Source organism: Aquamicrobium sp. (genome assembly GCF_023954335.1).
Classification (GTDB): Bacteria; Pseudomonadota; Alphaproteobacteria; order Rhizobiales; family Rhizobiaceae; genus Aerobium.
The window spans coordinates 37,725-54,353 of sequence record NZ_JAMLIE010000001.1; the positions used below are offsets into that span (position 1 = coordinate 37,725).

Annotated in this window: 17 protein-coding genes and 1 other RNA gene; 9 read left to right on the top strand and 9 right to left on the bottom strand. The window is 70.9% G+C overall.

All coding sequences use genetic code 11. The annotated features are described in order from the left end of the window. Positions 1 to 57: 57 nt before the first annotated feature. From M9945_RS00210 to ssrS, 3 genes are all read right to left on the bottom strand, one after another. Positions 58 to 882: a YmdB family metallophosphoesterase gene (locus M9945_RS00210; protein WP_367930094.1), complete on the bottom strand. Its 825-nt coding sequence runs from the start codon at positions 880 to 882 to the stop codon at positions 58 to 60. 64 nt (positions 883 to 946) lie between these two features. Further along, on the bottom strand, positions 947 to 1,534 hold the full coding sequence (locus M9945_RS00215; protein ID WP_367942935.1) for a 5-formyltetrahydrofolate cyclo-ligase: 588 nt from the start codon (positions 1,532 to 1,534) through the stop codon (positions 947 to 949). Positions 1,535 to 1,562: 28 nt separating this feature from the next. Beyond that, positions 1,563 to 1,718: non-coding RNA, 6S RNA (gene ssrS / locus M9945_RS00220), on the bottom strand. 149 nt (positions 1,719 to 1,867) lie between these two features. Here ssrS and M9945_RS00225 point away from each other — a divergent pair. The 4 genes from M9945_RS00225 (at position 1,868) to msrB (ending at position 4,839) form a co-directional block, all read left to right on the top strand. After that, positions 1,868 to 2,707, top strand: coding sequence for an AAA family ATPase (locus M9945_RS00225; RefSeq protein ID WP_367930092.1), 840 nt, complete (start codon positions 1,868 to 1,870; stop codon positions 2,705 to 2,707). A gap of 7 nt (positions 2,708 to 2,714) precedes the next feature. Further along, complete coding sequence (locus tag M9945_RS00230) at positions 2,715 to 3,161, top strand: N-acetyltransferase family protein (protein WP_367942936.1); 447 nt, start codon at positions 2,715 to 2,717, stop codon at positions 3,159 to 3,161. A gap of 4 nt (positions 3,162 to 3,165) precedes the next feature. Beyond that, positions 3,166 to 4,356: a VWA domain-containing protein gene (locus tag M9945_RS00235; RefSeq protein WP_367942937.1), complete on the top strand. Its 1,191-nt coding sequence runs from the start codon at positions 3,166 to 3,168 to the stop codon at positions 4,354 to 4,356. 81 nt (positions 4,357 to 4,437) lie between these two features. Further along, positions 4,438 to 4,839, top strand: coding sequence for a peptide-methionine (R)-S-oxide reductase MsrB (msrB, locus tag M9945_RS00240; protein ID WP_367942938.1), 402 nt, complete (start codon positions 4,438 to 4,440; stop codon positions 4,837 to 4,839). A 50-nt stretch (positions 4,840 to 4,889) separates the two neighbouring features. Here msrB and M9945_RS00245 read toward each other — a convergent pair whose 3' ends face one another. The 6 genes from M9945_RS00245 to hemC all read right to left on the bottom strand — a co-directional run bounded on the left by M9945_RS00245 (position 4,890) and on the right by hemC (position 13,015). Further along, entirely contained in the window at positions 4,890 to 7,316 is a 2,427-nt protein-coding gene (locus M9945_RS00245) for a methyl-accepting chemotaxis protein (protein WP_367942939.1), read from the bottom strand. A gap of 377 nt (positions 7,317 to 7,693) precedes the next feature. Beyond that, positions 7,694 to 8,173 carry a TerB family tellurite resistance protein gene (locus M9945_RS00250; RefSeq protein WP_367930087.1) on the bottom strand — a complete coding sequence of 160 codons (480 nt, stop codon included), beginning with the start codon at positions 8,171 to 8,173 and terminating at the stop codon, positions 7,694 to 7,696. Between the two features lie 35 nt (positions 8,174 to 8,208). Next, positions 8,209 to 9,828 carry a heme biosynthesis protein HemY gene (locus tag M9945_RS00255; RefSeq protein WP_367942940.1) on the bottom strand — a complete coding sequence of 540 codons (1,620 nt, stop codon included), beginning with the start codon at positions 9,826 to 9,828 and terminating at the stop codon, positions 8,209 to 8,211. 10 nt (positions 9,829 to 9,838) lie between these two features. Then, a complete protein-coding gene (locus M9945_RS00260; protein ID WP_367942941.1) occupies positions 9,839 to 11,227 on the bottom strand; it encodes a phage tail protein in 1,389 nt (462 codons plus the stop codon). A gap of 145 nt (positions 11,228 to 11,372) precedes the next feature. Then, entirely contained in the window at positions 11,373 to 12,074 is a 702-nt protein-coding gene (locus tag M9945_RS00265) for a uroporphyrinogen-III synthase (protein WP_367942942.1), read from the bottom strand. Continuing rightward, on the bottom strand, positions 12,074 to 13,015 hold the full coding sequence (hemC, locus tag M9945_RS00270) for a hydroxymethylbilane synthase (RefSeq protein WP_367942943.1): 942 nt from the start codon (positions 13,013 to 13,015) through the stop codon (positions 12,074 to 12,076). Before hemC ends, M9945_RS00265 begins: the two co-directional genes overlap by 1 nt. A 59-nt stretch (positions 13,016 to 13,074) precedes the next feature. On the opposite strand from hemC, the gene tsaD reads away from it, so the two are divergent. The 5 genes from tsaD to M9945_RS00295 are packed head-to-tail and all read left to right on the top strand — an operon-like array spanning position 13,075 to position 16,617. Further along, the gene (tsaD, locus tag M9945_RS00275) at positions 13,075 to 14,172 is read left to right on the top strand and encodes a tRNA (adenosine(37)-N6)-threonylcarbamoyltransferase complex transferase subunit TsaD (RefSeq protein ID WP_367944728.1); all 1,098 of its coding nucleotides are present in this window, start codon (positions 13,075 to 13,077) and stop codon (positions 14,170 to 14,172) included. Further along, entirely contained in the window at positions 14,169 to 15,167 is a 999-nt protein-coding gene (locus tag M9945_RS00280; RefSeq protein ID WP_367942944.1) for an NAD(P)H-dependent glycerol-3-phosphate dehydrogenase, read from the top strand. The genes tsaD and M9945_RS00280 overlap by 4 nt, the downstream gene beginning before the upstream one ends. 48 nt (positions 15,168 to 15,215) lie before the next feature. Beyond that, entirely contained in the window at positions 15,216 to 15,512 is a 297-nt protein-coding gene (locus M9945_RS00285) for a YciI family protein (protein ID WP_367942945.1), read from the top strand. After that, the gene (locus tag M9945_RS00290) at positions 15,512 to 15,955 is read left to right on the top strand and encodes an EVE domain-containing protein (RefSeq protein WP_367942946.1); all 444 of its coding nucleotides are present in this window, start codon (positions 15,512 to 15,514) and stop codon (positions 15,953 to 15,955) included. The genes M9945_RS00285 and M9945_RS00290 overlap by 1 nt, the downstream gene beginning before the upstream one ends. Further along, positions 15,892 to 16,617, top strand: a complete 726-nt coding sequence (locus M9945_RS00295; RefSeq protein WP_367942947.1) for a methyltransferase — start codon at positions 15,892 to 15,894, stop codon at positions 16,615 to 16,617. The genes M9945_RS00290 and M9945_RS00295 overlap by 64 nt, the downstream gene beginning before the upstream one ends. The last annotated feature ends 12 nt before the right edge of the window (positions 16,618 to 16,629 follow it).

Here is a 16,629-nt window from a genome sequence, read left to right on the forward strand (position 1 = left end):
CGGAATGCGGACAGAGGTAGGAACGGGATTCCGCTCCGTCAATGCCGGCCGGTCGCTTTAACGCCAAAACGCCGGAACGGTTTCCTCGAGTCGCGGCCCGAGCCGCAAGGGCGCGATCCTCTCGGCGAGCCCGGTGCGGTCGGAAATATCGACCCCGACGCCACAGATCGTCGCCGGCCCGGACGCGGCCTCGAAGCGCCCCTTCGGCACCTTGTAGAGGAAACGGTTCAGTGGTTCCTCCTTCTCCATGCCGAGCGAGGAATCGTAGTCGCCGCACATGCCGGCGTCGGAGATGTAGGCGGTGCCGCTGTTCAGGATCTGGTGGTCGGCCGTCGGCTGGTGGGTGTGGGTGCCGACGACGAGCGAGGCGCGGCCGTCGACGAAATGCGCCATGCACATCTTCTCCGAGGTCGCCTCGGCGTGGAAGTCGATCACCACCGCGTCGGCCTGCTCGCCGAGCGGGCAGGCCGCGAGCTCGCGCTCGGCCGCCTGGAACGGGTCGTCCAGTTCCGGGTGCATGAAGACGCGGCCCATGATGTTGGTGACGAAGACGCGCGCGCCGTTCTTCGCCTCGTAGAGCCCGGTTCCCCGGCCCGGCGTGCCGACGGGAAAGTTGGCCGGGCGCAGGAAGCGCTCCTCGCGCGGGGCGAAGTCCAGCGCCTCGCGCTGGTCCCAGACATGGTTGCCGGTCGTCACCACGTCCGCGCCGGCGTCGAGCGTGTTGCGGAAGATTTCCTCGGTGATGCCGAAGCCGCCGGCCGCGTTCTCGCCGTTGACGATGACGAAATCGAGCCGGAAATCCGAGATCAGTCCAGGCAGGCGCTCCCACACCGCCGTGCGGCCGGTCCGTCCCACCATGTCGCCGAGAAAAAGAAGCCTCATGGGGCCTCTATAGAGCAGTTCCAGGAAAAGTGTGAAGCGGTTTTCCGCCCGGAACTGCGTGAAATCAGGGAGCGAGGGGAAACAGGCGCAAGCCGCTTTCGCTGAGGATTTCGCCGAGCGGCGCGTCGTGCGCCTCGGCCGGAACGGCCTCGACGCGCTGGCAGTCGAAGGCCGTGCCGATCAGCCGCGGAAACCGGCCCTTCGCATGAAGGCGCGCGATCGCCCGATCGTAGTGGCCGGCGCCGTAGCCGATGCGGTTGCCGGCCGCGTCGAAGGCGGCGAGCGGCACCAGCATCAGGTCGGGATCGAGGACCGCCGCATCCGCTCCCGGCCCCTTCGTGCCGAAGCCCATGTCGATCAGCGGCATGCCGGGGACATATTCTCGGAAGGCGATGGTCGTGCGGTCGAGGATCGCCGGCAGGCAGAGCCGCGCCCCGCCGTCGGCCAGCGCTGCCATCAGCGGGCGCAGGTCGATCTCCGAGCGGATCGGCCAGAAGCCGGAGACGACGCTGCCCGGCGCGACGCCGAGCGCCCCGGCCGCCTCGCCGAGCCCGGCCGAGACCCGCGCGCGGAACCCGGGATCGAGCGCGTCGCGCCGGGCGAGCGCCCCGGTCCGCAGCCTGTCCTTGATGTCTATGGCGGCAGAATTCATGGATGGGTGTTATTCTTTCGGGGAGAAAGTGCGATCCACGACGACCGATGGAGAGGTTGATCCCGGGTGCCTACAAAGTAGGTGGGCGCCGTATGTCCGAACCCACGGGTCCGGCCAGGCACAGCTCCCTAGGGATCAATAAGGCCCCGGGGAATGTTACTCCTGTCGGGAAGCGCAGATCGCATATCCAATATAGGCCTCTCCCTGCCGGCTGGCCAGTGCGTTTCGTGCCGACCGTCCCGGAAAGACCGGCGAGGCGCCGGGGCTTGCGCCGGCCCGCCCGCATCCTTAGTTTCGCCCTGAACAATCGCCTCCCGAAGGAAGATAGACGAGATGCGCTTCGAAGGAACGGCGGCCTATGTCGCCGACAAGGATCTCATGGTCGCGGTCAACGCCGCGATCGCGCTGGAACGGCCGCTGCTGGTCAAGGGCGAGCCGGGCACCGGCAAGACGGAGCTCGCCCGCCAGATCGCAGCCGCGCTCGGCACCGAGCTGATCGAGTGGCACGTCAAGTCCACCACCAAGGCGCAGCAGGGCCTCTACGAGTACGACGCCGTCTCGCGCCTGCGCGACAGCCAGCTCGGCGACGAGCGCTTCAACGACATCCACAACTACATCCGCCGCGGCAAGCTGTGGGAGGCGTTCGCGGCCGAGCGCAAGGTCGTGCTTTTGATCGACGAGATCGACAAGGCCGACATCGAGTTCCCCAACGACCTGTTGCAGGAGCTCGACCGCATGGAGTTCCACGTCTACGAGACCGGCGAGACCGTGCGCGCGCGCCAGCGCCCGATCGTCGTCATCACCTCGAACAACGAGAAGGAGCTGCCCGACGCCTTCCTGCGCCGCTGCTTCTTCCACTATATCCGCTTCCCCGACGCCGAGACGCTGCAACGCATCGTCGATGTCCACTATCCCGGCATCAAGCAGAACCTCGTGCGCGCGGCCCTGACGCGCTTCTACGAGATCCGCGAGGTGCCCGGCCTCAAGAAGAAGCCCTCGACCTCCGAGGCGCTCGACTGGATACGCCTGCTCGTCGCCGACGACGTCAGCCCCGAGGATCTGCGGGTCGACGCCAAGAACGCGCTGCCCAAGCTGCACGGCGCCCTGCTCAAGAACGAGCAGGACGTCCACCTGTTCGAACGCCTCGCCTTCATGGCGCGGCGGCAGGGGTGAGCCGGCGATGAGCGCCGTCACCGTCCGCCCGCTGGAACGATCGGACCATGCCGAGTGGCGGCGGCTGTGGACGGCCTACCTCGCCTTCTACGAAACGAGCCTGCCGGAAGAGGTCTATGCCGCGACATGGGAACGGCTGTTCGACGGCGGAACCTACGAGCCGCGCGGCCTGATCGCCGAGACGGACGGCAGGCCCTGCGGCCTTGTCCACTACCTCTTCCACCGCACCTGCTGGGCGGTGGCGGACAACTGCTATCTCCAGGACCTCTACGCCGACCCGGACGTGCGCGGCGCGGGCGTCGGCCGCGCGCTGATCGAGGCGGTCTACGCGAGAGCCGACGAGGCCGGCGCGGCCAACGTCTACTGGACGACGCAGCATTTCAACGAGACGGCGCGCCGGCTCTACGACCGGATCGCGACGCTCACGCCCTTCATCAAGTACCAGCGCGGCTGACGCCATGTTCCTGCCCTTCTTCCTCGAGCTGAAAGCCGCGAAGGTTCCCGTCTCGCTCCGGGAATATCTCGCGCTGCTCGAAGGCATGGAGGCGGGGCTGGTCGAGTACGACGTCGAGGGCTTCTACTATCTCGCCCGCGCCGCCATGGTGAAGGACGAGCGCCACATCGACCGCTTCGACAAGGTGTTCGCCCACGTCTTCCGCGGCGTCGAGGCGGTTTCCGGCGAGGGTGCCGTCGACGTCGCCGACCTGCCCGAGGAATGGCTGCGCCGGCTGGCCGAGAAGCACCTGACCGAGGAGGAGAAGAAGCTGGTCGAGGCGCTGGGCGGCTTCGACAAGCTGATGGAGACGCTGAAGAAGCGCCTCGAGGAGCAGAAGGGCCGCCATCAGGGCGGCTCGAAATGGATCGGCACCGCCGGCACCTCGCCCTTCGGCGCCTATGGCTACAACCCCGAAGGCGTGCGCATCGGGCAAGCCGAGAGCCGCCACCGCCGCGCGGTCAAGGTCTGGGACAAGCGCGAGTTCAGGAACTTCGACGATTCGGTCGAGCTCGGCACCCGCAACATCAAGGTCGCTCTCAAGCGGCTGCGCCGCTGGGTGCGCGAGGGCGCGGAGGAGGAGCTGGACCTGCCCGGCACCATCCAGTCCACCGCCGAGCACGGCTATCTCGACGTCAGGACGCGGCCCGAGCGGCGCAACGCGGTCAAGCTCCTGATGTTCTTCGACGTCGGCGGCTCGATGGACGACCACATCCGCATCGTCGAGGAGCTGTTTTCGGCCGCCCGCGCCGAGTTCCGCCACATGGAGTATTTCTACTTCCACAACTGCCTCTACGAGGGCGTGTGGAAGGACAACCGCCGCCGCCATTCGGAGGTGATCCCGACGCTCGACGTGCTGCACAAATACGGCCCAGACTACAAGGTGATCTTCGTCGGCGACGCCTCGATGAGCCCCTACGAGATCGCCTATGCCGGCGGCTCGGTCGAGCACTGGAACGAGGAGCCGGGCCATGCCTGGCTCGGGCGCGTCCTCGCCCAGTGGGGCAACGCGGTCTGGCTCAATCCGGTGCGCGAGCAGCACTGGAGCTACACCCACTCGATCAAGATGATCCGCGAGCTGTTCTCCGAACGCATGTACCCGCTGACGCTGGCCGGGCTGGAGGCAGCGACCCGCGAGCTCTCGCGCAAGCACTGAGCCCGGGCACTGAGCGGGGCATTGAGCCGGCAGGCGGTGCGCCCTACATTGATGCGGCAGGCATTCCCGGAGACAGCGATCATGGACACGAAGACGTTTCCCGTCACCCGCAGCGAGGCCGAATGGCGCGCGATGCTGACGCCGGAGCAGTACCACATCATGCGCGAGCACGGCACCGAGCGGCCGGGAAGCTGCGCGCTCCTTCACGAGAAGCGCGCCGGTGCCTTCTCCTGCGCCGGCTGCGGGCAGGAGCTGTTCCGCTCGGGCCTCAAGTTCGAAAGCGGCACCGGCTGGCCGAGCTTCAACGATCCCCTGCCCGGCGCGGTCGAAACCACGCAGGACCGCTCCTGGGGCATGGTCCGCACCGAGGTCCACTGCGCGCGCTGCGGCAGCCATCTCGGCCACGTCTTCCCCGATGGCCCGCCGCCGACCGGCCTGCGCTACTGCATCAACGGCGTCGCGCTCGACTTCACCCCCGCCTGACGCTCATTCGGCGGCCTCGAGCGCCGCATCGCGCCGGGGCGGCTCCTGCGTCAGAACTCTTCCCAGCCCTGCTCGGTCCCGGCCGGAACGAGCGCTGCCGCCGTCCCGCCCCGCCCGAAGACGCCGGCCACCTTGCGCACCAGCGCGCGTGCCGGCGACGGCGCGGGCTGCGTTTGCACCTGGGTCGCCGCGACAGGTCTCGCCTGCGCCGGCGCGCCCTCGCCGAAGCGGAACTGCGCGAGGAGGTCGTTCAGCGACACCGCCTCGCGCGCCAGGCTGTGGCTGGCCGCCGTGGTCTGCTCCACCATGGCCGCGTTCTGTTGCGCGCCCTGGTCCATCTGGTTGACGGCGGCGTTGATCTCCTCCAGCCCGCCGGCCTGCTCGCGCGCGGCCTCGACGATCGCCGCGACATGGCGGTTGATCTCGTCGACCTCGGCCGCGATGGTCGTCAGCGCCGTTCCGGTCTCCCCGACCAGCGCGACGCCGGAATGGACCTGCTGCGACGACGAGGTGATCAAATCCTTGATCTCCTTCGCCGCCGTGGCCGAGCGCTGGGCGAGCTCGCGCACCTCCTGCGCCACCACCGCGAAGCCCCTGCCCGCCTCGCCGGCGCGCGCCGCCTCGACCCCGGCATTGAGCGCCAGGAGGTTGGTCTGGAAGGCGATCTCGTCGATGACGCCGATGATGTTGGCGACCTCGCGCGAGGACGCCTCGATCCCACCCATCGCCGCGACCGCCTGCTGGACGACACGCGAGGAATGCTCGGCCTGCTCGCGGGTTCGCGCCACCATCGCCCCGGCCTCGGCCGCGCGGCGGCTGGAGTCGCGCACCGTCGCGGTGATCTCCTCGACCGCCGCCGCCGTTTCCTCGACCGAGGCGGCCTGCATCTCGGTGCGCTTGGCGAGGTCGTCGGCCGCGGCGCGGATCTGGTCCGAGCCGGCATGGATGGCCCCGGCATTGTCGCCGACCGAGCGCAGCGCGGTTTCGAGCTTGCCGACCGATTCGTTGAAATCGGCGCGCAGCCTGTCGAGCGAGCCGGAAAAGCTCTCCTCGATGCGGTAGCCGACATTACCGTCCGAAAGCTGGCCGAGGGCGGCGGCGAGGCCGTCCATCGCCTGCTGGAGCTCCTGCGCCTCCTTCGCCTTCTGCGCCTCGCGCTCGCGCCGTTCGCGCTCGCCCGACGCGCGGCCTTCCTCGGCCTCCGCCTCGAGGCGGCGGTTCTCGCGACCGGCATCGCGGAACACCGCGACGGCGCGTGCCATCTGGCCGATCTCGTCCTGCCGGTCCGCCGAGGGGATCGCGACCTCGAGGTCGCCGCCGGCCAACCGCGCCATCGTGTCCGTCAGCGACCGGATCGGCCGGACGACGCGGAAAACGACGATCCGGAACGCGGCGAGCCCGACCAGCACCACCATCAGGAGCACGACGGCGCTGACGATGACGCCGGTGCGGCCCTGGTTCTCGACCTGGAGCGTATAGTCGCCCGCCGCCTGCCCGACGGCCGAGGACAAGGCGAGCAGGCTGTCGATGCCGCGCGTCGCCGCCTCCACCCACTGCTCGCTCTTCATCGGATGGGGCTCGCCCGCCGCGCCGGCGGCATAGACCGCGCCGCGCACCGTATCGAACGTCCCGAAGAATTCCGAGCGCACCGTGGCCATCGCAGTGAGCACGAGGGGATTGGCGAACTCGCGCGCGCCATAGGCCTCGACCATGCTCCACGCCTGTTCGAGGCGGCCGCGATATTCGGCCAGCATCGCCAGCGTGGCCGCATCGATCCGGCCGCCGCGCCCGACCAGCGCCCCGACCGTCGCGCGCTCGCGCCCGGCATATTCGCTCATCACCCACATCGCCTGCTTGAGATCGAGCAGGATCTGGGTGCGCGCCAGCGCCGTCGACGGCACCACCTGCGCGGCGACGCGCAGCTCCTGCGACGACAGGACGAGTGCCGTGGCCGTCGGGATCCAGCGCTTGACCATGGCCTCGTCGCGGCTCCCACCCAGCTCGCCGAGCTGCCTGTCGGCCTCGGCGCGCAGCGAATCGAGCGCCGCCATGTCCCGCGTCACGCGGGAAAGCAGCGCGTCCCGGCCGGAGAAGCCGGCACCGGCGCGCACTTTGTCGAGCGCCGGGCGAAGCGCGGCGTCCGCCTCCTCGCGCAGCCGTGCGAGCTGGTCGCGCACCCGGGCGTCGGCCGGCATCGGGCTGGCGAGCGCCGTGTTGGTGACGCCGCGCTCGGCGGCGAGCGAGCCCGCAGCGGCGAGGAAGATGTCGCCGACCTCGTTGTTGGCGCGCATGGCCTGGGCCGAGTCCATCGAGGTCCAGGCCGAGAAGAGGTTGCTCACCGCCAGCGAGAACAGCCCGACGATGAACAGGGAAAGGATGGCGAGAAGGCTGGCGCGGACGGAGAAGGAAAAGCGGCCGGCGGTTGCCCGGCCTTCCTCCGCAACAGGCCGCGGCGCGGCGGTTGTGCTGATGGTCATGATGACGGTTCCCGAAAGAAGGACGAATTGGCTCAGCCCCGGACGCGCGGCGGCAGCCGCGTGGCGGGCGTGAAACGCAGATGAAGGACGGCCGCCGCCCGCGAAGGGCGGCGTCGGGATCATGGGTTACGCTGGAAGAAGCATCCCGGGCGCATGCGGGTGCATGCGGCGTGCGGTCAAACTCTGTTAACGGGAAAAGCACCTTCGCCGGCTCGCGCCGACGGTCCTGAAATCACACATCCTTGGCCCCCCATGATGTGTCCGGTTTCATACAAAAGGGAGCGTATCAATAGTTTAGTAAATACTTGTTTAATGCTGCGACGCCCTGTCGCAGCGTCACACGGGGGTGGGGGTGGGCGGCAAAGCCGAAGAGCGGTTCAGTCGTCCCAGGCGGCGTCGGGCAGGCCGTGCCGCTCGCGCACCTGCCGGCGCTGCATCACCCGCTCGTGCTGCGACACGCCGATCAGCTCGGCGATGCGCCAGACGGTGTTGTCCTCCAGCTCGTGCAGGTCGCCGTCGGCATGGACGATCTCCCACAGGATGCCGACGAAATCGGCCTTGGCCGCATCGTCGAGGGCGCGGGCCAGCACCGCGGTGTGGGCGGAAAGGTCGACCGCCTCGCGAAAGGCCGCCTCGCCCGCCGCCATCACCTCGGCCAGCGCCTCGCCCGAAAGCCCGTAGGCGGCCTTGAGCGCGTCGCGCAGCCGCATGCGCTCGGCCTCGCCGTGCAGCCCGTCCGCCTCGATCACCGACAGCATCAGCGCCGCCGCCGCGACATCGGGCTCGTCGGCGCGCACCGGCGCGTGCCGCTCGCGTTCGGGCAGCGAGCCGAAGAATGATTTCAACCTGTCGAGCATGGTGCCTTCCCGGATGCGCAAGAGAAACGGATCTGTCAGAACAGGCGGAACATGCCCGGCTTCTCGACGCGCTCCTCCTCCGGCGGGACGCCGGGATCGTCGGGCAGGCGGGCCGGTTGGACCACCGCCTCGTCCGAGTCCTCCGCAGGCCCGGCGTCGACCACCGGCGGGCTTTCCTCCGGCGCGGCAGGCTCCGCGACGGACGGCGGCGCGGCGGCAGCGGCCGCCGGCGCGGCCTCGATCACCGCATCCTCCACCTCCGCCGCGCGCACCACCGGGTCGGCGGCGGGCGGCGCAAGCGGCGCAGGGGCAGATACTGGCGCAGGGCCCCTCGTCTCCTCCTCGCTCCCATCGACGAGCTGGCCGAGCCGCTCGCCCGGCGAGCGCCATTCGAACGCGTCGAGCCGCCCCGTCACCGGCGAGACGGGCGACCAGCGTTCGCTGACATAGCCGTCCGCCACCCAGGCCGGGTCGCGCGGCGCGCGGACGGCCCTGCCGAGCCACTGCCGCACCTTGCCCTGATCGCCGGTATCGGCTTCCTCGATGTCGGCGAGCAAGAGGTACGCGCCTTCGCGGGGGCCGATTCTCGCCGCCGATTCCGCCTCGGAACGGGCGAGCGCGAACTCGCCGGCGTCGAGCGCGGCGCGGGCGACGGCCAGCGCCGATTCGACATGGTTGCGCCTGAGCGATTGCAGCTTCTTCGCCCGGTCGAGCCGGTCGTGGGTGGAATCGCCCGGCCGTGCATGGATATAGGCGTCGGCGATCTCGGGATGCGGCTCTGCTTTCCACGCCGCCTCCAGCACCTTAGCGCCCTTGCGCACGTCGCCGAGGCGGAACGCGGCCTTCGCCGCCGCCACCGCCGCCGGCACCAGCGTCGGCGCCAGCTTCACCGCCTCCAGCGCGGCCGCCTTGGCGCCGGTCGGGTCGGCCTCCAGCGTGTCGAGCGCCTTGGCGGTCAGCAGCACCGCCTTGCGGCGGGCGGCGGCGTCGCGCTCGATCTGCACCGTCGATTTCTGCGCCTCAACGATGCGCAGCGCCGCGTCCCATTCATGGGCCTCGGCTTTCTCCTCCAGCGACACGTCCGTGGCCCAGCCGAGCTGCGGCGCGGCCTGCGCCGCACTTGCCGCATAGTGGCGCGCGGCCGTCCGGTCGCCCAGCCGCTCGGCCTCGAGATAGAGCCCGCGCAGGCCGAGAAGCCGTGTCTCGGGGTCCTCCAACATCGCCTCGAACTTGCGCCGCGCCGCCTCGTGGTCGCCTTCGAGCAGCGAGGCCTGCGCGTCGAGAAGATGGATCAGCGGCTCCTGGTCGGCGCTGATCAGCTTCATCGCCTCCTTCTTCTTCGCCCGCGCCAGCCCGGCGTCGCCCGCCCCGGCAGCGATCATGCCGGTGGAGAGCGCCTGATAGCCGCGGTCGCGCCGGCGCACGCGGAAATAGCGCGACACGAGATAGGGGCTGCGCCAGATGCCCTTGACGATCCACCACGCCAGCATCGTCGCCGCGACGATGGCCGCGACGGCAACCGCCGCCACCATCAGCGTCACCTGGTACTGGTAGCCGTCGAAGGTGACGACGAGGTCACCCGGCCGGTCTGCGAGCCAGGCGAAGCCGAGCCCGAGCGCGAAGACGACGGCGAGGAAGAAAAGGATGCGCAGCATATTTGCCCCCTTATGCCCGCAGCGCGGCGGCGAGCGCCTCGTCGGCCAGCCGGTCGGCGCTATAGCGCGCGCGCAGCCGGCCGATGAACGCCTCGCCGGCCGCCTTGGCTTCCGCCGGCAGCGTCTCGTACTCAGTGAGCGCCCGTTCATAGTCGCCGGCCCGCACCGCGGCGTCGAGCCGCGCCGCGATCTCCGGCACGCCCTCGCCCTCGACCATGCCGATCGGCCGTACCTGGACAAGGCCCATCATCGAGCCCATCAGCCGGTCGACGATGCCGGCTTCAGGGTCGACCGGCCGCGCGGCGGCGATCATGGCGTTGGCGGCGGCGTCCGATTCGGCGGTGATCTGCGCCCGCGTCGGCACGCCGGAGGCGGCGAGCGCGCGCAATTCGTCGAGCTGCGGCGCGTCGGGCACCAGCGCGGCATAGGTGTCGAGCTCGGTCGCGAACGGCGTTCCGCGGTCGATGGCCGCCTTGAGGGACGAGGCGGCGATGATGATCGCCGTCGCCGGCGCCTCGGCCTGCTCGTCGACGCGGCCGGTGAGCGCGGCCACCGCCGCCTCCAGCGCGTCGAGCCGCGCCACTGAGGCGGCCTGCCCCTCACCGCTGGCTGCAAGCTCGCCGCGCAGCACCGCCAGCGCCTGCTCGACCGCCGCCAGCGCCGAGGCCGGCGCGAGGGTCTCGCGCAGGCCGCCAAGATCGGCTTCGAGCGCGGCGATCCGCTCCTCGAACGGGGAAAGATCGGCCGGCGCGGCCGGGGCCCCGCCTTCCGGCGAAGGCCGCGCGGCGATCTCCGTCACCTCGGCGCGCAGCGCCTCGAGACCGGAGGCCAGCTCCGTCACCCGCTCCTCGATCCCGGCAACGCGGGCGTCGAGCGCCTCGCTGCCCTCGCCGGGGGCGGGAAGCGCGGCAAGCTCGCTTTTCAGGCCGGCGATCTCGGCCTCCAGCGCGGCGATGGCGGGGCCGTGGTCGGGCGCGGCCGGCGCGGGCTGGGTCGTCGCCCCCGGCAGCAGCCCGGCGAACTGGAGCCCGGCGGCGATGGCGAGCGCGGCGACGCCGCCGAGAAGGCCGGCAAGCAGACCGCCGCCGCGCGAAGCCGGCGGGGCCGGCGGCGGAGTGACCGGGCGGGACGGTTCTGCGGCCCGCTCGCTCGCGGCCGCATCCTTCGGCGCCTTGCCGGGCGCATCGGGACGGCCGAAGGCGGGCGCTTCGTCCCGCGCAGCGGCCGCGGCCGGCCGCGGATCGACCGTATCGGCGGACTTGGCGGCCGGCTCGTGCGCAACCGTATCCTTCGGAGCATCGCTCGTCTCGGTCCGGTCCCGCACGGGCTCGGCTCCGGCCGCCGGCGCATCGCCCGGCGTCGCGCGCGAGACCTCGTCGGGGGCGAGATCGATCGTCACCGGCTCCTTCTCCGTCCGGGAGTGGCGAGTTCGCGGCGTTTTGACCATTCCGGCGTTCCTCCAGCGGCTGCGGCGGGCCTATGCCTGCCAAGGGTCTGATCTAGAGGCATGGATGGCCGCTGAAAAGGGTGGCAATGCGGCCCGTTCACCCCTGCGACGAAAGGAGCGCCAGAACGGCGTCCTCGTCCGGCCCGGCCGCCACGAAGGTGTTGCGACCCGAAAGCGCCGCCGCGACCTTGGCCGAGATGCAGAAAAACCTCGTCTCTTCAAACAGATGCCCCAACCCGTCCCGTTTCGCAAGTGCGTCGAGCAACTGCCCGCCGCGCTCGGAGAACACCGGCGCGCCCCAGACCGGCGCGTCGCCAAGCCGCGCGCGGACGGTTGCGGCATCGTAACAACGCTCCTCGGCGCGATAGGTTTCGGCGATCTCGACGGCGAATCCCCGCCGCGCGAGGTCCTCCGCGAAGCCGGCGGTGCGCTCGCGCCCGGCCAGATGCAGGAGCCGCGCGCCGGGGGCGAGCGCGTTGCCGATCAGGCCGGCGAGGTCGGCCGCCGTGCCGGCGGCGACCGCGATGTCGGCAAAGCCCGCCTGCCGCGCCGCCTCGGCCGTCGCCGCGCCGACGGCGTAGAGGCGCTTGTCCCGCAGCGCGGCGAGACAGGCCGCCGGCGCGTGGCGCAGCGCATTGGCGCTCGTCGCCACCACCGCGTCGCATGGCCCGGCCGGAGCCATCGGCGTCGCCACGATCTTCGTCAGCGGCAGCACGACCGGCTTGAAGCCCATCGCGGCCAGCCGCGCCGCGGTCGCCGCCGCGCCCGGCTCGGGGCGGGTGACGAGGACGCTGCGCATCAGCCCCAGCCGGCGAAGAAGCCCGGCCCGGCCTTGTCGCGGATGCGCGCGCCGGCTTCCGCGCCGATGCGCGCGGCATCCCCGGCTGCGCCGTCCGCCTCGATCTCGTGGGCCTCGCGCCCGTCCGGCGTCAGGATCGTGCCGGAAAAGGCAAGGCGCGTCCCGTCGATGCGGGCGAGGCCGGCGATGGGCGTGCGGCAGGAGCCGTCGAGCGCGGCGAGGAAGGCGCGCTCGCAGGCGAGCGCCTGCGCCGTCGCCGCGTGGCCGATGGGTGCGAGCAAATCCAGCACCCGCCCGTCGCCGACACGGCTTTCGATGCAGATCGCCCCCTGCCCCGGCGCGGGCGGGAACGCCTCGGCCGGCAGAAGCTCGGTGACGATGTCGGCAAGGCCCAGCCGGCGCAAGCCCGCATAGGCGAGGAGCGTGCCGGCGACCTCCCCCTCGTCCAGCTTGCGCAGCCGCGTCTGGACGTTGCCGCGGAACATCACCACCTCGATGTCGGGCCGCAGCCGGCGAATCAGCGCCTGCCGCCGCAGCGACGACGAGCCGACCACGGCCCCCTGCGGCAGGTCGGCGAGGCGCGGCGCGGCGCGGCCGATAGCCCCGGCGATAAACGCGTCGCGCACGTCCTCGCGCTCGAGAAAGGCGGAAAGCTCCAGCCCTTCCGGCAGCGCGGTCGGCATGTCCTTCGAGGAATGGACGGCGATGTCGATGCGGCGGTCGAGCAGCGCCTCCTCAATCTCCTTGGTGAACAGGCCCTTGCCCCCGGCCTCCGACAGCGGCCGGTCCTGGATGCGGTCGCCGCTGGTGGTGATGACGACGATCTCGAACGCGTCCTCGGGCAGACCGTGCGCCGCCATCAGCCGCGCCCGCGTCTCGTGCGCCTGGGCGAGCGCCAGCGCGCTGCCGCGCGTTCCGATCTTCAACACATCCGTTTGCATGCCGGTCCGTCCGTGATAGGTCGGGCCAGTCCTATCGGGGAACGGCTGGAACGGCAATGATGCGCGTGCTTGGCATCGAGACCAGTTGCGACGAGACGGCGGCTTCGGTCGTCGCGCTCGACGATGCCGGCATGCCGGACATCCTCTCGAACGTGGTGCTGAGCCAGATCGAGGAGCATGCCGCCTTCGGCGGCGTGGTGCCGGAGATCGCCGCCCGCGCCCATGTCGAGGCGCTCGACGGCATCGTCGCGGCCGCGCTTGAAGAGGCGAAGGTCGGCCTTGCCGACATCGACGCCGTCGCCGCCACCGCCGGCCCCGGCCTGATCGGCGGGCTGATCGTCGGGCTGATGACGGCCAAGGCCATCGCCGCCGCCGCGCAAAAGCCGCTGTTTCCGATCAACCACCTCGAAGGCCACGCGCTGACCGCGCGGCTGACCGCCCCTATGACCGGCAATGTCGACTTCCCCTATCTGCTGCTCCTCGTCTCCGGCGGGCACACGCAAATGGTGCTGGTGCGCGGGGTCGGCTGCTACGAGCGCTGGGCGACGACCATCGACGACGCGCTCGGCGAGGCCTTCGACAAGACGGCGAAGCTTCTCGGCCTGCCCTATCCCGGCGGCCCGAGCGTCGAGCGCGCCGCGGCAGAAGGCGATGCTTCCCGCTTCTCCTTCCCGCGCCCGCTGAAGGGCGAGCGGCGGGCCGATTTCTCCTTCTCGGGCCTGAAAACCGCCGTGCGGCAGGCGGCCTCGGCCATCGCGCCGCTGTCGGACAGGGACGTCGCCGACATCTGCGCCTCCTTCCAGCTCGCCGTCACCGAAACGCTGGCCGAGCGCGTCGGCAAGAGCCTCGCCCGCTTCCGCGAGGCCTTCCCTGATATCGCGCAGCCGGTGCTGGTCGTCGCCGGCGGCGTCGCCGCCAACAGGGCGATCCGCGCCGCGCTCGACGCGACGGCGGCGCGGCACGGCGCGCGCCTCGTCGCGCCGCCGCTCAAGCTGTGCACCGACAATGCGGCGATGATCGCCTGGGCCGGCATCGAGCGCCTGCGCGCGGGCCTTTGCGAAGACGACGCGCTCGACTTTGCGCCGCGCTCGCGCTGGCCGCTGGACGAGGAGGCCGCGCCGATGGTCGGCTCGGGCAAGCGGGGGGCGAAGGCGTGAGCGCAGGGAAGCTGAAGATCGCGGTTCTCGGCGGCGGCGCGTGGGGAACGGCGCTGGCAACGACCGCCCTGCGCGCCGGCCACGACTGCGTGCTGTGGGCGCGCGACGGCGAAACCGCCGCGGCCATCGACACGCGCCACGAGAACCCGCGCTATCTTGCCGGCATCGCGCTCGATCCGGCGCTCGCCGCCACGACCGACCTCGACGCCGCCCTTGCCGACGCGGCCTGCGTCCTCGCCGTCGTGCCGGCGCAGGCGATGCGCGGCCTCATCAGTGCGCTGGCATCCCGGCTCCACCCGGGAATCCCCCTCGTCCTCTGCGCCAAGGGCATCGAGCGCGACACCGGCAAGCTTCTGTCGGAGATCGCCGCCGAGCTCTTGCCGGAAACGCCCGTCGCCGCCCTGTCCGGGCCAAGCTTCGCGGCCGACGTCGCCGCCGGCCTGCCCACCGCCGTCACCGTCGCGGCGCAAGACGAGGCGCGCGCGGCCGGGCTTGCCGCGCTTCTGTCGTCGCCTGCCTTCCGCTGCTATTCGAGCACCGACCTGATCGGCGTCGAGGTCGGCGGCGCGCTGAAGAACGTGCTCGCCATCGCCGCGGGCGCGGTCGCCGGGGCCGGCCTCGGCGCCAGCGCGCAGGCCGCGCTGGTGACGCGCGGCTTCGTCGAGCTGCGCCGCGTCGGCGCCGCCTTCGGCGCCGAGCCGGAAACGCTGATGGGCCTTTCCGGCCTCGGCGACCTGATCCTGACCTGCGGCTCGTCCCAGTCGCGCAACTTCTCCTACGGGCTGGCGATCGGCCGCGGCGAAAGCCTCGAAGGCCGCCCGCTCGCCGAGGGCGTGGCGACGGCCGGCATCGCCGCCCGCATCGCCCGCGAGAAGGGCGTCGACGCGCCGATCATCGCCGCTGTGGACGCGCTGCTTTGCGGCCGCATCACCATCGCCGACGCCGTGGCGGCGCTGATGGCGCGGCCGCTGAAAAGCGAATTCGGCGGCCCGTGACCGGCTGCCGGCAATGACCTCCACCGACAAAGACCAAGGGAGACCGACATGATTTTCGCCGTCATCTGCAAGGACTGGCCCGGCAAGCTCGACGTGCGGCTGGCCACCCGGCCCGCGCATCTCGACTACATCAACGCGCTCAACGCCGCCGGCAAGCTGCGGTTCGCCGGGCCGATGCTCGGCGACGACGGCAAGCCGCTCGGCAGCCTCGTGGCGCTCGAAGTGGCCGACCGCGCCGAGGCCGAGCAGATCGTCGCCGACGATCCCTATACCGGGGCCGAGCTGTTCGAAACCGTCGACATCCATGCCTGGAACTGGGCGTTCAACCCGCCGGAGGCGAAGTGATGGCCTATTGGCTGTTCAAGTCCGAGCCGGACGTCTTCTCCTTCGATGGGCTGAAGGCGAAGGGCAAGAAGGGCGAGCAGTGGGACGGGGTGCGCAACTATCAGGCGCGCAACAACATGCGCGCGATGAAGGTCGGCGATCTCGGCTTCTTCTACCATTCCAATATCGGGCTCGAAGTCGTCGGCATCGTCGAGGTCTGCGCGCTGGCGCATCCCGATTCGACCACCGACGACCCGCGCTGGGAATGCGTCGACATCCGCGCCGTGCGCGCCGTGCCGAAGCCGGTGACGCTGAAGGACGTCAAGGCCAACCCGAAGCTGGCCGACATGGCGCTCGTCACCTCGATGCGGCTTTCCGTCCAGCCGGTGACGGACGACGAATGGATCGAGGTCTGCCGTATGGGTGGCCTTACCGGCGACCTCGTGCCGGCTCCCAAGGCGTGACCCTGACCCCGGAACAGGCCGCAGGCTTCATCCGGGCGAACACCGCCCCGATCGCCCCGCCGCATGTGCCGGAGATCATGCTTTTCCTCGCCGACGAAGCGCACGCGCTCTGGCACCGCACCGAGGAGGAGCTTGAGGAGATCGGCCTGCCGCCGCCCTTCTGGGCCTTCGCCTGGGCCGGCGGGCAGGGGCTGGCGCGGCACGTCCTCGATCATCCCGCTCTCGTCGCGGGCAAGCGCGTCCTCGACTTCGCCGCCGGCTCCGGTCTGGTGGCCATCGCCGCGGTGAAGGCCGGCGCGGCCCATGTGCTCGCCGCCGACATCGATCCGTTCTGCGCCGCCGCGGTTCGCCTCAACGCCGAGGCCAACGGCGTCGCGATCGACTTCACCGCCGACGACCTCGTCGGCAGCGCCGGGGGCTGGGACGTGGTGCTGGCCGGCGACGTCTTCTACGACAAGGCCTTCGCTGAACGCCTCTCGCCGTGGTTCCGCGCCCTCAGGGCGCAAGGCGCCGACATCCTCGTCGGCGATCCCGGCCGCGCCTATCTGCCGAAATCGGGCCTTGAGCGGCTCGCCACCTACGAGGTGCCGGTGACGCGCGCGCTGGAGGATTCGGAAGTGAAGCGCACCACCGTCTGGCGGCTAGAGCAACAGGCATTCTGACGAATGCCTGTT

What these genes read in the sequence shown, in the direction of transcription:
- msrB (WP_367942938.1), top strand. Translation starts at nt 4,438, where the DNA reads ATGGACACGAAGACGTTTCCCGTCACCCGCAGCGAGGCCGAATGGCGC.
- M9945_RS00210 (WP_367930094.1), bottom strand. Translation starts at nt 882, where the DNA reads ATGAGGCTTCTTTTTCTCGGCGACATGGTGGGACGGACCGGCCGCACG.
- M9945_RS00245 (WP_367942939.1), bottom strand. Translation starts at nt 7,316, where the DNA reads ATGACCATCAGCACAACCGCCGCGCCGCGGCCTGTTGCGGAGGAAGGC.
- M9945_RS00235 (WP_367942937.1), top strand. Translation starts at nt 3,166, where the DNA reads ATGTTCCTGCCCTTCTTCCTCGAGCTGAAAGCCGCGAAGGTTCCCGTC.
- M9945_RS00250 (WP_367930087.1), bottom strand. Translation starts at nt 8,173, where the DNA reads ATGCTCGACAGGTTGAAATCATTCTTCGGCTCGCTGCCCGAACGCGAG.
- M9945_RS00230 (WP_367942936.1), top strand. Translation starts at nt 2,715, where the DNA reads ATGAGCGCCGTCACCGTCCGCCCGCTGGAACGATCGGACCATGCCGAG.
- M9945_RS00290 (WP_367942946.1), top strand. Translation starts at nt 15,512, where the DNA reads ATGGCCTATTGGCTGTTCAAGTCCGAGCCGGACGTCTTCTCCTTCGAT.
- tsaD (WP_367944728.1), top strand. Translation starts at nt 13,075, where the DNA reads ATGCGCGTGCTTGGCATCGAGACCAGTTGCGACGAGACGGCGGCTTCG.
- M9945_RS00255 (WP_367942940.1), bottom strand. Translation starts at nt 9,828, where the DNA reads ATGCTGCGCATCCTTTTCTTCCTCGCCGTCGTCTTCGCGCTCGGGCTC.
- M9945_RS00285 (WP_367942945.1), top strand. Translation starts at nt 15,216, where the DNA reads ATGATTTTCGCCGTCATCTGCAAGGACTGGCCCGGCAAGCTCGACGTG.
- hemC (WP_367942943.1), bottom strand. Translation starts at nt 13,015, where the DNA reads ATGCAAACGGATGTGTTGAAGATCGGAACGCGCGGCAGCGCGCTGGCG.
- M9945_RS00225 (WP_367930092.1), top strand. Translation starts at nt 1,868, where the DNA reads ATGCGCTTCGAAGGAACGGCGGCCTATGTCGCCGACAAGGATCTCATG.
- M9945_RS00215 (WP_367942935.1), bottom strand. Translation starts at nt 1,534, where the DNA reads ATGAATTCTGCCGCCATAGACATCAAGGACAGGCTGCGGACCGGGGCG.
- M9945_RS00265 (WP_367942942.1), bottom strand. Translation starts at nt 12,074, where the DNA reads ATGCGCAGCGTCCTCGTCACCCGCCCCGAGCCGGGCGCGGCGGCGACC.
- M9945_RS00295 (WP_367942947.1), top strand. Translation starts at nt 15,892, where the DNA reads ATGGATCGAGGTCTGCCGTATGGGTGGCCTTACCGGCGACCTCGTGCC.